The organism is Thermoanaerobacterium sp. R66, from assembly GCF_028895185.1.
In the GTDB taxonomy this organism is placed as follows: Bacteria; Bacillota; Thermoanaerobacteria; order Thermoanaerobacterales; family Thermoanaerobacteraceae; genus Thermoanaerobacterium.
Genome location: NZ_JAEUWW010000001.1, coordinates 1,616,760 through 1,632,143, shown reverse-complemented (window position 1 = coordinate 1,632,143; position 15,384 = coordinate 1,616,760). Strand labels below are relative to the sequence as shown.

The window sequence follows — 15,384 nt, the reverse complement described above, 5'->3', positions numbered from 1 at the left end:
CAAAAAGGGAAAGCTTTAAGATGGCAGCTTTCCCTTTTGCCATACATAAACAGCATAAAAGTCAGTTGGATAGAGACAAATATAATGATAGAATAATAGGAGAATAAATATGATAATGTTGACTTAGCAAGAAGGGAATGAAGAGGAAGTTGTACATAGGAGACGTAGAAATCAAAAACAATGTGTTTTTGGCGCCTATGGCAGGTGTCACAGATAAGCCTTATAGGCGTATATGCAGTGAGATGGGTTGTGGATTTACATACACTGAAATGGTCAGCGCTAAAGGCCTTTACTATGGCAGCGAGAATACAGAATTCCTTACAGACATAGATGATGATGAAAATGTGGCGCTTCAGATATTTGGCTCTGATCCCTATATAATGGGTGAAATTGCAAAGAGATTAAATGCGTCAAATGCAAAAGTGATAGATATAAACATGGGATGCCCAACGCCTAAGATAGTGAAAAACGGCGATGGTTCTGCTTTGATGCTTAAACCTGATTTGGCAGAAAGCGTGATTAAAGCGGTAGTGAAAAACTCTATTAAGCCTGTAACTATAAAGATAAGGAAAGGATGGGACGATGATCACATAAATGCTGTTGAGATTGCTAAGATGGCTGAAAATTGCGGCGTAAAAGCTGTAGCGGTTCATGGCAGAACGAGAGAACAGTTTTACTCAGGCAATGCTGACTGGGATATAATAAAGAAAGTCAAGGATAATCTAAAAATACCTGTAATAGGCAATGGAGATGTGTTTTCACCGGAAGATGCAAAAAGGATGATAGACGAGACAGGCTGTGACGCAGTGATGGTTGGCAGAGGGGCAGAAGGGAATCCATGGATTTTCAAAAGAATACTTTACTATCTAAATACAGGTGAAATTCTGCCAGAGCCGACCGTAAGTGAAAAGATTGACATGATTTTAAGGCATCTTGACATGATGATAGAATACAAAGGTGAACAAATAGGAATATTGGAGATGAGAAAGCATATAGCATGGTATCTAAAAGGTATCCGGGGTGCATCAAAGATAAAACAGATGGTATTTACGATGTCTAACTATAAAGAGGTTAAAGACCTGTTACTTAGTATTAAAAGTTCTATATAGAATTACGCCAAGTATTTTGGGGGAAGATATCTTGTCATTAAAATATGTACTGTCATTATGTGTAATAGGATTTATTGCTGCATTTATTGATTCTATAGCAGGTGGAGGAGGCATAATAAGCCTTCCTGGGCTTATGGTTTTAGGGGTACCTCCTGCATATGCTCTTGGGACTAATAAATTTGCATCGACGTGTGCGTCTTTTACAAGCTCTATGACTTTCATAAAATACAAAGTATATGATATCAACTTATTGAAATATCTTGTTTTCGGGACATTAATAGGAGCAATTTTAGGTGTTAAAGCGGTTTTGTCATTGGACAGTTCAAAGTTGAGAATCATCATAATAATATTGATGATATTTGTTGCAATATATACATTGCTATCGAAAAATGTTGGTAATGTAAATAATTTTAAAGGTGTTAATAAAAAGACGATAGCAATTGGACTTATTATATCAATAGTTTTGGGCTTTTATGATGGCTTTTTTGGACCTGGTACAGGCTCTTTTTACATTTTTTTATTTATAATATTACTGGGGTATGATTTTAGAATAAGCGCTGGAAATGGGAAGATACTTAATTTTGTAAGCAATGTTACATCATTAGTTCTATTTGCTATAAGCAGTAAGATAATTTATTCTGCAGCAATTCCTATGGCAGTAGCTATGATAATTGGTGCCAGATTTGGCACGAAAGTAGCAATAAAAAATGGCGCAAAATTGATTAGACCTATACTCATATGTGTTGCTATTGCGTACGCAATAAAAATGGTATTTGATATTGTTAAATGAGACATGCACAAAACCCTTCTATGACAGCATAGATTATGAAGAAGGGGGATGTAGGAATGCTCATACTGCCTAACAGTAAGTATCTATCAAGTAGCAGTGAAATGCCGAAACAGATTGAAATATCTGGTGTGGATATTGAAGAGTTTAATTTTAAAGAAAACTTAAAGAGGAAAAACCTCTTTAAAAAGGAGGACTTTTATAAAAGATTTCTCACCTTAAATGGAGCTATCATGATATCAAAACCATTTGATGCAGGAGAAGTAAATAAATTCTATGTAAGTTTATACGATTTAATTAAAAATATCAACTCTGAAGAAGTATTTGGTGTGAAATTTCCTTCAAGAAGCAGTGAAAAGATTGTTTATAAAAACAGTATATCATTCGACAAGTTTACAATTGGAGACATAATAGTTGCTACAAGTCCAGGTTTTCACGTGCAAGGTGCAATAAGACATGCTGCGATATTTGACAGCAGGAGATATCATGGAAGCATCGACGATAAATGCCTATTGACGGCAGAACCAGACCAAGGCGTGATTTATGAGACAATAAGGTTTTACAGAGAAAATTTCAGTGAGGCATGGGGTCTGACAGTTCCAAAGGCCACAATAGAAGAAAGAGTAAAAGCTGTTGATGAAGTGTCAAAGTTTGTTGGAAAGCCATACAATTGGAGGGCTGACAAAAACGATGATGAAAACTGGTATTGCTCAAAAGTACCATGGTCCGCATACAAAAAATCATCAGGAATAGACATAGATGGAAATGGAGGCTTTTGGGTGTTGCCAATTGACATCTTCACATCAAAAGAAACAGAAGTGTTTGAGTATTCTAATTAATAAGGCAGGATTTTAACCTGCCTTTTAAAATGCAATCGAATGTTATAGGTTTGTGATGTATAATTTAGGAAATTATAATTTTGTTTTGTTATTGTAATAGGGGGATGTTTAATGCATTACGATAAGTGGAAATTCAGGTTTGGTGGAGGGCTTTTAATATTGGTTGGGCTATGGAATGCGTTTGGGTTTGTGATGAAAATAGAATATGCCAAGTTTTCTTTTAGCATAAATGATATAGAGAGTATTATTATCACCATATTGATGCTATATTTAGGATATATAATAGTAAGACACAGTTGATGAACAAAAATTATGATATCTTTTAGACTTGTAGAACCAAGATATGTGGAAAATGTATTAATGGCCTTTAATGGTCTTTTTTATTTTGAAAAAAATTTTATAAAAAACTGTAACAAATTCCTTAGAAATTTGTTTTATATTGTGAGAGAATGAATTTGTAAAATAAATTTAATCCAATTGATAAGTATTGCAAACATGGAAAAGATGTGATTGCATTTTTCCATCTGTTTTAGATTGGAAAGAATGATAATGGATTTAAACGGAAGGCAGGTGATATTAGTGAATAGTTTAGTTCGAAATAATAAATACATTATCCATATGACTCTATTGGCTATTTATATTTTATGGATATTGAATTTAGATTACTTTTATCCTTTTATAAGATTTAAGTCTTTAAGATTAAACGATATTTTTTCTTTGTGTATTCAGATAATACCATTAATACTGTTAATAAATGGCTTTAGATTTAAACATATTTCTGCAAAGATAGTGAATAGTGTGATTTCAATAATATTAATAGTAATAAGTGCAACAATTGCAGTCATTATTTTATTTACCACTATTACTCTTAATGTAAATGAGGCGTTTATGCCAATTCACAATATTAGGTTTGAATCAAGTTCTGTTGTGGTTTATAGAACAAATTTTGGTGCTACTACTGATTATGGAATAACAGTTAGACAGGAAAAAGAAGTCATAAAAGGTGTTTTGCTTGTTAAAAATTTACTTCGAAAAGATCATGTTTATGATATTTCAGTAAAGAAATTAAGTGGTAATGCTGTGGAATTAATGGGCAAAAAAATATATTTAAAGCGAAATGTGTATTTCCCATAAATTTTTGTTAGATGATTGCAAATATGTTAAGGAGGCTTTCTCGATGAATAAAAAATTTTCAAAAATATTTATTGCTATTATGATAATAATTTCAATATTTATGTTAAGTGCATGTACGCCGCAATATCCACCAGATACTTCAGTAAATTTAAAAGGTGCTAATCATTATTGGTTAGTATTTCTGACAATTTTTGTACCTCATTATAGTGAACTAATAATTCAACCTTTTAATGAGGATTTTGTGATACCTGATGAAATCAATGTTGACATTGTTATTAACAATAAACGTTTATTTACCGGTAGACTAAGATACATTCCTGATCCAAAGTTTAAATTTGGGCAATACAAAGTCGAATTAAAGTCAGACGAATTTTATAAAAAATATAAAAATCAAAAATATACAGTGATTATAAAATACGATAATAAAAGAAGTTCGGTATTGCTAAATCAATGTGAGATATATTAATCCATTTTTTATAGATAAATTTTAAGGAGCGTAATCCATGATCATTTTTAGAACTTTGATAAGTATAGCATTAATAGCATGTAATATTGCAATTTATGAATTGTACGTGTATCATAAAAACATTAGAATGGCTTTACTAAGTATATGGTTCTTCATTATAATAAATGGCGTTTTAATATATCTTTTAGTCAGTACATTTTATCCTAGTTAAAAGCTTAATTGTGCAATTTCCTCATTTAAAAAAATTTTTTATAAAAAACTGTAACAAATCTTTTAAAAATTTGTCTTATATTATGAGAGGAGGTATGTAAATGAATCGATTATTTATTTTGCTATTTTCAGTCATATTCTTGTTGAGTTTTACATCTTGCTCAAATGAAACCAAAAAACTTAACACTAATCATGAACAGCAATTGAATCAATCCCCAAATACACAATTGAAACAAAACATTCAGACCGATTTTTATCAAATCTCAATTCCAAAAGAATGGACAGCAGAGAAATTAGATGGGAATATGCTTGCATTCAAGAAAGAAAACAAAAAGATAGGTGGACTGGATATTCTGGGATATTATCCAGAACAACCAATTTCACAGCTTGAGCCAAACCATTCAGAAGTTATCGAATCAAAAACACTTGAAGGATTTTTTACGGAAGTAGTGAAGGAAAAACTTAAAATTACACCTCCGGCTGCATCTGGTGAAACAACTGTAACCGAGCAGGTAAACCTGTTTTTTATTATCAAGGAAAAAAAGATTGCTTATGACCTATATTTTAATACTGCTGATGTTAATGAACAAACTGCTTTAAACATTGCAAAAAGTTTAAAATTAAAATAATATACTATAGATGAGAAAATTCACTGACATAAACTACCATAATAATAAACTTACATGAAAAAATTTAATAAAAAATAAAGACAAATGCTCACTTCTATGGTATTAATATGTTGTTATCACACTATAACAATATTAATCATAGGAGTGGAGCAAATGTCTCATAATAAATGGCGTTTTAATATATCTTTTGGTTAATACCTTTGATTATCCTATAAAAGATGCGTAAAAGCAGGGCTTACCAGTTCGATGACAGATCCTACAATAAATTTAAAATGGAGGCAAAAATGAATAAATATCTTTTTAAAGTAATTTCAGCATATATAAAAAAGTATAGATCAAGATCATTAGCTATTTGTCTTGGCATTATCTTATGTACAGCATTAATAGTAGGAGTTGGAACTCTAGCTGATAGTGCCAAGCATGCTAATGTAACTAAAACAAAATATGAAAGCGGAATCTACCATGTTAGGTATAATATCGATATAGATGAATCAAAACTCAAAATGATAAAAAATGAACCGAATGTTGAAAAAGTTGGCATCTCTTCATATTACGATTCTACTGTACCTGATGGGCGAATAATTCTAAATATAATAAAGGCAAATAAAGATTATGTACAGTTAACTAATTCTAAGGTAATAAAAGGAAGGTTTCCGGTAAAAGATGATGAAATAGCTATAGAAGAATGGGTTTTAAAAAACATGGGGGTAAATCCGGAGCCAGGTACTAAGATTAATTTCAATTTATATGGAAAAAAGACTAACGAAACATACATTTTAACCGGGATTTTACAAGACAGGCCACGGTTAAAATCATCAGGGCAGATGGAAGCCATCCTTAATCTAAATGAAAATGATTCTTATAAAGATGCACAAGTTTATGTAAAGTTTGATGAAAATACTGACATAAATAAAGATATACAAAACATAGCCGAGGACTTGAAAATAGATAATAAATATGTGAGAAAAAATAATATGCTTCTGGAATCATTAGGAACCAGCGAAAAATTAGATCCTACTTTTTTATTGATATCACTTATTGCAGGGGTAGTATCATTAATAGTAATTTTAGGCATTTTCAATATAGCCATATTACAAAGGCTATCTGAATATGGAATAATGAGGGCAGTTGGAGCAGGTTCCTTACAAATTTTGATGCTGCTTTTTTATGAATTATTAACCTTACTATTTATTAGCACACCAATCGGAATTGTGGGTGGTCTTGCGGGAGCGAAACTTTTAAGTTCAATAGCAGGAAATCTATTCACAGAAGGAAAAGTCGACATAAAAAATATAGTTCTATCTCCGAGAGTTTTCTTGATGTCCATAATAATTAACCTTATTTCTATAATTATAGTTACGTTGGTTACATATAGAAGCGTAAAAAGGCTAACGCTTATTGACTCAATAAGAAAAAATTTAAACACGGATATAAAATACAAAAAAGTATTAATTAAGACAGATTTCTTATATAGAATTCTACCATTTTCAAAATACATTTCACTTAGAAACATCTTTAGAAATAAAAAAAGTTTCTATATGATAATTCTATCTATGTGCTTGGGGAGCACTATATTCATAGTATCAAATTTTTATGCAGAGCTTACAGCAGCTCAAATAAATAAAGAGGCCGAAACATCAAAGATAAATACCGATTATAAAATAGAAATAGTACCCGGTACAAATTTATCAGTGGGTATTCCCCTTGAAGACATCCAAGAAATAAAAAACTTAGAAGGTATAGAAGAAGTTAAAACAATACAGCCGATATACGGGAGAATGAAACTGAAAAAAGAAAATATAGCTGAGCCTTTATATTTTGAACAGATAAATGACTCTCCTTATTTTAAAGAAGTACTTAATGGCCTGCTTGTTAAAGAACAAAATAGTGACGAGTACATATTGAAAAATGATATTTATGGATATGATGATAAGCTTCTTAAAGAGATGAAAAAATATGTAAAAGAAGGACAGATAGACATAGAAAAAATGAAAAAGGAAAAAATTGCTATCATTGCTATACCTCATCCAATGAACACTAAACATTTAAGTCCTGATGTGGTGAATTTAAAAGTTGGAGACAAGATAACGGAAAGTTTTAGAAAAGATGGGGATACAGGAGAAGAATTTTTTAGAATGGAAGATGCAAATGCACAATTTAAAGAGGAAGAATTTACTGTAGGAGCAATAGTAGAAAAATTAATAGATTCTTCCGATTATTATGCAGGCAATAATAGTGTTCAAGTTGTCATATCTAACGATATTTTACAGAAAATAAGCGGATTTAAAAATTATAGACTCATTGATATAAATGTAAAACCAGGTTATAACAGTGAAAAATTGTACAATCAGATTTTAAAAATTGCTAAAAGAACACAGGGAGCAACAGTTTTAAATCTAAGCAATGAAAAGCAGAAGATAAAAACATTTGCGACAAATCAGCTTATATTTATAAATACCATAGTAATAGTACTATTTGCCATAAGCTTCTTAAATATAATCAATAATGTAAGTTACAGTTTAATATCGAGAGTAAATGAGTTTGGAATGATAAGAGCCGTTGGCATTACAAATAAAGAATTCAGAAAGATGATAACATTTGAAGGTATGACATATGGAATATTTTCAAGTATTTTGTCTGTGATATTTGGACTGACTGGACAGGTGATATTATTTAAATACTTAGGTCCAAATTTAATCACTCCAAAATTTACAATTGATTGGAAAATATATCTTTTCATCATAATAATAAATATCCTTTTAGGATTTTCAGCTACATTTATTGTATCAAGAAGAGTAAAGCGTATGAGTATAGTAGAATCTATTATCGCAATAAATTAGGAGAGGAGCACTTTATATATGGTTATATTAAAAACGATAAATTTAAACAAAGTTTACGGAAAGGGTGAAAATAAAGTACACGCACTAAAGGATATAAACATAAATGTAGAAAAGGTGAATTTTTGGCAATCGTAGGACCAAGCGGAAGTGGAAAATCAACATTGCTCCACTTATTAGGAGGACTTGATAAACCAACAGAAGGAACAGTTGAGATAGATGGTGTGGATATATATAAGCTATCTGAGGACAAATTAGCTATATACAGGAGGAGAAATATAGGATTCGTATTTCAGCAGTACAATTTGATACCAGTATTAAATGTAAGAGAAAATATAGAAATGCCAGTAAGACTAGATAAAAAAATACCAGATAAAGAATATATAGATGATTTGATAGAATTTTTAGGGTTAACAGAAAGACAAAGACATTTACCAAATCAGCTTTCAGGAGGGCAGCAGCAGAGAGTGGCAATAGGCAGAGCATTGGCAGCAAAGCCCAGTATAATATTAGCAGATGAACCCACGGGGAATTTAGACACAAAAACGACAGGTGAAGTAATGAACCTGATAAAAAGTTCTATTAAAAAATATAATCAGACACTTGTATTGATAACACATAATGAAAATATAGCACAAAGTGCAGACAGAATATTATCTATCGTTGATGGAGAAATACAATAGAGATAATATTATTTAAGTTTTAATCGGGGGATAGAGATGATATATATACATTTAGCATTAGCATATCTGAAAAAACAAAGAGGAAGGACGATTGCTTTAGTATTAGGTGTCGCCTTGGCAGTAATGCTTGTATTTGGTACTAACGTTATATTTGAAAGCCAGAGCAGAAATCAGCTTGCTAATATTTACAAAATGTATGGAACATATCAGGGCATATTTACTAATCTAAATAAAGACTTGACTGAGAAAATAAAAAATGATAAAGACGTAAGTAAATCTGCAGTAGCAGCTAATCTAGGAAATCTCGTTACTGATAATGGAATTTCAATGATATTAAATTCAACAGACAAAGACTATATAGAAATGAATGGATACACTCTTACAAAAGGTCATTTGCCAAATAAGCAAGGAGAAATAGTATTAGAATCACAGGCTTTAAAAAAGATGGGACTTAAAGAAAAGCTGGGTGAGACAATAAATTTTAAAATCAAAAAGGAATATAAAGATGAAAACGGCCTGAACCAAATATGCATGGAAAGCAAGTCCTTCAAATTGGTGGGGATATTAGATAAGCCCAAACAATATTATGAGGGGTACTATTCACTGAGAGGATTTACATACTTTAAAGAAGGTGAAAATAATGTACTGCCTAACAATTTTATAACATATGAAGAAATCGTCAAATTGAAATCAAAGGCTAATCTATCGGGTCAGTTGAATCAGATAAGAGAGAGGTATAATATAGGAAGATGGGATTATGATCTAAATATACAACTGGTAACAGCACTTGATGATTACAGTTCTCAAAATACGAATGATTCTGTACGTCATTTTAATATTTTGATAGTAATTACAGCGATTCTTCTTATATATAACATGTTTAATATATCTTTAATAGACATGATAAAACAAATAGGCATGATGAGAGCTATAGGGTCGTCAAAGAAACAAGTGAGACTGATAGTAGGATTTCAAAGCTTATTTATTCTCATCATTGGATTATCTCTTGGTCTATTGATGGGTATTGCATTTTCATATATTGGGATGAAGTTGTTTAACTTTGCATTTTTAGATGTATCACAATCAACAGTGTGCATAAGTGGGAAAAACATGTGGAATGCAGTAATAGTTGGAGCCTTAACTGTCATAGTTTCAAGCATAATACCGATATGGATGTCAGGCAGGATATCACCAATAGAAGCTATGAGAAAGAGCGATAGATCAGGTGGAAAGCAAAGAAATAGAGGATACCATAAGTTTATAAAAAAGATATCTGGCATAACAGGTGAGATGGCATATAAAAATGTGTGGAGAAATAAGTGGAGGACTATAATAATAGTTGTATCAGTAGCAATGGCAGGATATTTATTTATAGATGATATTGCATTTCTTAACAACCGAGATGCGGTGTATAATACAACACCATATGTTTTAAACATGCAGGACTATGATTTTAAATTGTTGTTTGGTCCAAATATAGATCTATATTTTACAGGTTATACAAATGATGATGTAAAAGCCATATCTCAGATAGAAGGAGTGAAAAAAGTAGGTACAAAAGTATCTATGGAAGGTTTTTTGGAATCTGATGTAAATGATTTAGAAAATGACTTTAAAAAGTACAATGGAATTTCAGATACAAATAAAAATGTGGAAACAATGATAGAAGTAAAAGGCTATGATGATGATCAGTTGCAGGGATTTAAGAAGTATATAGATAAAGGGGACATGTCATCGCTGAATAATTCATCAGATAAATATCCAAATGCAATAGTATTTAATTACTATTATGATATTTTTAAACATAAGCTCGAGGGAATTAGAAAAGATTTAAAAGTTGGTGATACCATGGCAATAAGGATTCCTGTTATCAGAAATGGCAAAATAGCATATGAAGAGGAAAATATCAGAGTAGGTGCACTATTAAAGCAGGAATGGACAGCTAAAGGTGACAGTACACGGGGAGCCAGGATGGAGATAATCCTTCCTCAAAAGTACTTAATGAACATTTCAGGGAAAAGTACATATGACCAGATCAGCGTGCAGTCTGAAGCGGGAAAGGACACTTATGTGTATGATAGTATAAACAAGATTCTAAAGGACAAGCCTTTTGCAGGTGTGGAAAGCAAGCTAAGTTATATAGAAAAGAGCCAAAAAGGATTTACGGGAGTATTGGAATCAGACATGGTGATCGTAGCATTGATATTACTAATAGCAGGCATGAATGTATATAATACGCTAAAAACCAACTTATTGATACGTACAAATGAGTTTTCCACACTTAGAGCAATAGGCATGACAGTCAAGCAGCTTAAAAGCATGATAATAAAAGAATCGATTATTTATGGTGTATTGAGCAGCATAATAGCGGCTTTAATAGGCAGTTACAACGTTTATTCATTTTACAGTTTGGTAAACAGGCAGTACAAGGCTGGATTTAACATAAGCGAAAGGCTGCAATTTAAATTTCCAGTTATACCAATACTATTGTACAGTGCTATAGTTATAGTTATATGCATATTGTCATCTTATGTATCTGCAAAGAAAGTAGAAAAGCTTAATATAGTAGAAGGCTTAAATATAACCGAATAAAAGATGAGGTGGAGATTATGAGCATATTAGAGACAGTAAAATTGACTAAGATATACGGTAAAGGTGACAATAAAGTAGAGGCTTTAAAGGAAGTATCAGTTTCTATAGAAAATGGAAAATTCACTACTATAATAGGCCCCAGCGGTTCAGGTAAGAGTACGCTGCTTCACTGCATGGCAGGACTAGATGTGCCTACATCAGGTGAAGTATTATTAAATGGTGAGAATATATTTAATCTATCAGAAGAAAAACTTTCGATACTGAGAAGGCGAAACTTCGGATTTGTATTTCAAAGCTTTAACCTTATACCAGTTATAGACGTGTATGAAAATATAACATTGCCAGTATCATTAGATAATAAAAAAATAGATAAGGACTACATATCGGAAATAATAGAAATTTTAGGACTAGAGAATAAGATAAAAAGCTTTCCAAATGAACTCTCAGGAGGACAGCAGCAAAGAGTAGCAATAGCAAGGGCACTATCAAACAAACCAGATATAATATTTGCAGATGAACCAACAGGTAATTTAGACAGTAAAACAGCAGAGGAAGTGATGAAATTCTTTAAACTCTGTGTAGAAAAATTTGGACAGACTTTGATTATGGTAACTCATAATAAAGATATAGCAGCATCAGCAGATGTATGCATAACAATACAAGATGGCAAGATTCTAAGCTACTTGAACAATTAGGAGGGTATTTTTACAGCTTGATTGCAATGAAAGCAAAGGTTTGTTTATAAGTCTTAATTCTTCAAGAGAACTTTTAGGCATGGCTTTAATTAAGTCTCTGCATACTTTTTTGCTGGGGGCTTTATGTCATTTAATTTTTGTGTACGCATTATCATATCTCAATTGGTCCATGTGAAGAAAGCGAGTATTTCCTTGAATTACAGAATCAGTCATAAAGTCAATAACTTCGGCTGGCTGAAAGACAGCATTTGGCGCTTTTTTAAAGGATAATATACTTGAAAGAATTTTATCAAAGCCGATTTTTTCTTTGAATGCTTGTATATATGTGAAGGTTACATTATTTGATACTGTAAAATTGTCAAAAATTGTTGGTAAAATATATTTTAAAAACCCCTTTTCTCTTGTAAGATTAAGTGTTAAACCCATATTATGGAGATTCTCCTTTCTGTTAATTTTTTTGTTTGACACTTAAATTTTATCAGAAAAAGGAGAATTTCCATATATTTTTATATTTTTTGTAAAAATTTTTTTCACATTTTTTAGTCTTTAAATAGCTCTATTTGGACATTTTGTAAATTCATCTGCTGAATCCAAGTTTAATAAAAGTAAGAATAAATATGTTGAAATCAAAGGCTTTAAAGATTTTTAATTAAATATTGAAGTGTGTTTTATGTTCCCGCAGACTTATTGTTTGGGGAATTTTCTGTTTGAGGAGGTAAAGGATTTTCATAGAATTAGATATTCGCGAAAAGGTGTGGGAATTTGTGTACTTGTTCACAAAGATACAATTGATTGTTTACTATAAAAAAATATAAAAATTTTTATAAAGAACTGTAACAAATTCCTTAGAAATTGTTTTATATTGTGAGAGAATGAATTTACAAGTTTTGCGTGGGGGTTTATATTGGAAATATGAAAATATATGATGAAATACTTTATTCATACAAAAGATGCGTATAAGCGGGGCTTACAAGTTCGATGACGGATCCTGCAATAATTTTCAAGGAGGATGCTCTTGCGATATGTTGGAATTTAATATTCTTTTTAAAATTTTATTTCTTGTTATTTATGTGATAATAGTTCTTAAATTATATTATAAAAAAGCTAAATTTGAAAAATATATTATATATGCGGCTTTAGTTGTTTATATTGCAGTTTTAATAAATACCGTGTTTTTTCCTATACCAATAGAAAGTGATATGATTCAGTTTTTAAAAGGCACAAAAAATAAGTCATATAATTTAATTCCGTTATTACCAATGCTACATTACACAAAAATACAAATAATAGGAAATATTGTACTTTTGATGCCTTTGGCATTTTTAATGCCTTTTATTAACTATAAATATATTTCATTTAGAAAAAATATATCTTTATGTGCAATAACATCTTTTTGTATTGAAATAACACAATTGCTTGTTTCATTAATATACGGTTTTGCATATAAAATTTGTGATATAAATGATTTTATATTAAACGTATTTGGAGCATTAGTTGGCTACATCTTTTTTAAGATGTTGCTACCTATATTCAAAAAAGATAATCATTTATTTTGTGAATCGTCACAGCATAACATTGAATAATTATTGATATTAATGGATTTTTTTCAGTTAGGAGGTTTTATGAGTTGGAATACATAGAGCTTTTTGCAAATATGTCTAATATAATAGATTTGATTGCTACTTTGTTGTTTTTGTATGTGGGATATATATTTTTAAGATATAGCCAATAGAGAAAGACTTAAACGAAAATCTTAAAATCAGTACATTTTATTATCCCAGATAAAAACAAAAAAAGCAGGTTAGTTACCTGCCTTCTTTATACTTGCTAAACCCATGATTATGAGAGAAACTATTACAATGCTGCCGCCAGGCGAGAGATTTAGATAAAAAGACAGTATTATGCCTGCGAATACAGATATGAAGGAAAACAGTATGGCATAAAAAATAGTCTGTCTGAAGTTTTTGGCGATTTTAAGGCTGGCTGCTGCAGGTATTACCATCAATGCCGATACCAACAAAGCTCCCACTATTCTCATGGATACTGCTACAGTTATGGCCACAATCATGGTAAATATTATATTAACCATGTTGACAGGAATACCTGATATCAAAGCGGCTTCTTCGTCAAATGTAATGTACAAAAGCTCTTTGTAGAAGATGTAAATAACAGCTATTATAACAATGCTTAGTATGAATGAAATCAAAACGTCTGTGTTGTTAATTGATATTATGCTTCCAAAAAGGTAATTCATTATGTTTGCAGGACTTCCGCTGGATAAACTTAAAAGTATTACTGCGATTGCCATTCCTGCAGACATGACAACTGCAATAGATATTTCCGAATATCTAAAGTAGGATTTTCTCAAGCGTTCAATTCCGAAAGATGATAGTACCACAAAGATTATAGAGCCTATTGTAGGATTTATACCTATGAGAAATCCTGCTGCTACGCCTGCCAGTGCTACGTGGGATAGCGTATCACCCATCTGTGATAGCCTTCTTAATACTAAGAAGCTTCCTACTAATGGTGCTATTATCGATATAAATCCGCCTGCAAGAAATGCCCTAATCATAAAGTCGTATGTAAAAATATTAAGCATTATAACACCTCAATCTAAAGTCGATTATTGATATTTTCACTTTGGTGATGGTGCATATCCAGTTTGACAGGGTATCCGTATATTTCAGCCAATTCTTTTTTTGAAAAGTCTAAAGTGTCGCACCTATCATATAGTCTGCCATTTCCCATGCATACGATTCGAGATACCTTGTCGGATATGGCCCATACATCATGAGTGACCATAATAATCGTTATTTTATTTTGTTTATTTAAAGTATCAAGGATTTTGTAAAGCGTGTCTTCTGATTTTGCATCTATGCCTGTTGTAGGTTCATCTAAAAATAAAATCTTAGGATCGCTGACAAGCGCTCTTGCTATAAATACCCTCTGCTGTTGTCCTCCAGACAGATTTCCGATAAGCCTGTCTTTGTAATCAATCATGTCGACAGTTTTTAGAGCATTATTTACGATTTCCCAGTCGTCTTTGGAAAGTTTCTTAAATAGCCCTAATTTCCCGTAAAGCCCCATCGATACAACTTCTTTCACACTTGCCGGAAATGAAGCGTTGAAAGAATAAGATTTTTGTGGGACATATCCTATTATAGATCTTTTTTTTATGTCTTTTACGCTTATCCCGTTTATAAGGACTTCGCCTGATGAAGGCGTAAGATCTCCTATCATGATCTTTACGAGAGTGCTTTTGCCTGAGCCATTTGGCCCGATAAGGCCAACAAATTCACCATCATCAATAGTTAGATTGATATTATTAAGCACCTTTTTATCATCATAAGAAAAACTGACATCTTTAAGTTCAACAATTTTACTCATAAAAATCCCTTTC

General features: G+C 31.5%; 13 protein-coding genes and 2 pseudogenes. 12 read left to right on the top strand and 3 right to left on the bottom strand.

Annotated elements, in window-relative coordinates:
• The first annotated feature begins 137 nt into the window (after positions 1-137).
• The 11 genes and pseudogenes from dusB (at position 138) to JJQ93_RS08275 (ending at position 11,981) form a co-directional block, all read left to right on the top strand.
• Positions 138-1,109 carry a tRNA dihydrouridine synthase DusB gene (gene dusB, locus JJQ93_RS08325; protein ID WP_274893431.1) on the top strand — a complete coding sequence of 324 codons (972 nt, stop codon included), beginning with the start codon at positions 138-140 and terminating at the stop codon, positions 1,107-1,109.
• Between the two features lie 31 nt (positions 1,110-1,140).
• Positions 1,141-1,899, top strand: a complete 759-nt coding sequence (locus JJQ93_RS08320) for a TSUP family transporter (RefSeq protein ID WP_274893430.1) — start codon at positions 1,141-1,143, stop codon at positions 1,897-1,899.
• Between the two features lie 101 nt (positions 1,900-2,000).
• Positions 2,001-2,735 carry a YiiX/YebB-like N1pC/P60 family cysteine hydrolase gene (locus JJQ93_RS08315; RefSeq protein WP_085111863.1) on the top strand — a complete coding sequence of 245 codons (735 nt, stop codon included), beginning with the start codon at positions 2,001-2,003 and terminating at the stop codon, positions 2,733-2,735.
• A gap of 111 nt (positions 2,736-2,846) precedes the next feature.
• Positions 2,847-3,035 (top strand): hypothetical protein, encoded by a 189-nt coding sequence (locus JJQ93_RS08310; RefSeq protein WP_274893429.1) that lies wholly within the window; start codon positions 2,847-2,849, stop codon positions 3,033-3,035.
• A gap of 279 nt (positions 3,036-3,314) precedes the next feature.
• Entirely contained in the window at positions 3,315-3,869 is a 555-nt protein-coding gene (locus JJQ93_RS08305) for a hypothetical protein (protein ID WP_274893428.1), read from the top strand.
• A gap of 43 nt (positions 3,870-3,912) precedes the next feature.
• The gene (locus JJQ93_RS08300; RefSeq protein ID WP_274893427.1) at positions 3,913-4,335 is read left to right on the top strand and encodes a hypothetical protein; all 423 of its coding nucleotides are present in this window, start codon (positions 3,913-3,915) and stop codon (positions 4,333-4,335) included.
• Between the two features lie 311 nt (positions 4,336-4,646).
• Positions 4,647-5,174 carry a hypothetical protein gene (locus tag JJQ93_RS08295; protein WP_274893426.1) on the top strand — a complete coding sequence of 176 codons (528 nt, stop codon included), beginning with the start codon at positions 4,647-4,649 and terminating at the stop codon, positions 5,172-5,174.
• A 284-nt stretch (positions 5,175-5,458) separates the two neighbouring features.
• The gene (locus tag JJQ93_RS08290; RefSeq protein WP_274893425.1) at positions 5,459-8,014 is read left to right on the top strand and encodes an ABC transporter permease; all 2,556 of its coding nucleotides are present in this window, start codon (positions 5,459-5,461) and stop codon (positions 8,012-8,014) included.
• 18 nt (positions 8,015-8,032) lie between these two features.
• Positions 8,033-8,694, top strand: a pseudogene (locus JJQ93_RS08285) (ABC transporter ATP-binding protein).
• A gap of 36 nt (positions 8,695-8,730) precedes the next feature.
• A complete protein-coding gene (locus JJQ93_RS08280) occupies positions 8,731-11,286 on the top strand; it encodes an ABC transporter permease (RefSeq protein ID WP_274893424.1) in 2,556 nt (851 codons plus the stop codon).
• Between the two features lie 17 nt (positions 11,287-11,303).
• Entirely contained in the window at positions 11,304-11,981 is a 678-nt protein-coding gene (locus JJQ93_RS08275; protein ID WP_274893423.1) for an ABC transporter ATP-binding protein, read from the top strand.
• An 18-nt stretch (positions 11,982-11,999) separates the two neighbouring features.
• On the opposite strand, the pseudogene JJQ93_RS08270 reads toward JJQ93_RS08275, so the two are convergent.
• Positions 12,000-12,407, bottom strand: a pseudogene (locus JJQ93_RS08270) (IS1380-like element ISTps2 family transposase); the annotation flags it as partial.
• 596 nt (positions 12,408-13,003) lie between these two features.
• Between JJQ93_RS08270 and JJQ93_RS08265 the strand changes: the two are divergent.
• Entirely contained in the window at positions 13,004-13,564 is a 561-nt protein-coding gene (locus JJQ93_RS08265; protein ID WP_274893422.1) for a VanZ family protein, read from the top strand.
• Between the two features lie 218 nt (positions 13,565-13,782).
• Here JJQ93_RS08265 and JJQ93_RS08260 read toward each other — a convergent pair whose 3' ends face one another.
• Both JJQ93_RS08260 and JJQ93_RS08255 read right to left on the bottom strand, forming a co-directional pair.
• Entirely contained in the window at positions 13,783-14,583 is an 801-nt protein-coding gene (locus JJQ93_RS08260) for a metal ABC transporter permease (RefSeq protein ID WP_085111814.1), read from the bottom strand.
• A 14-nt stretch (positions 14,584-14,597) separates the two neighbouring features.
• Complete coding sequence (locus tag JJQ93_RS08255) at positions 14,598-15,371, bottom strand: metal ABC transporter ATP-binding protein (RefSeq protein ID WP_274893420.1); 774 nt, start codon at positions 15,369-15,371, stop codon at positions 14,598-14,600.
• Between the last annotated feature and the right edge of the window lie 13 nt (positions 15,372-15,384).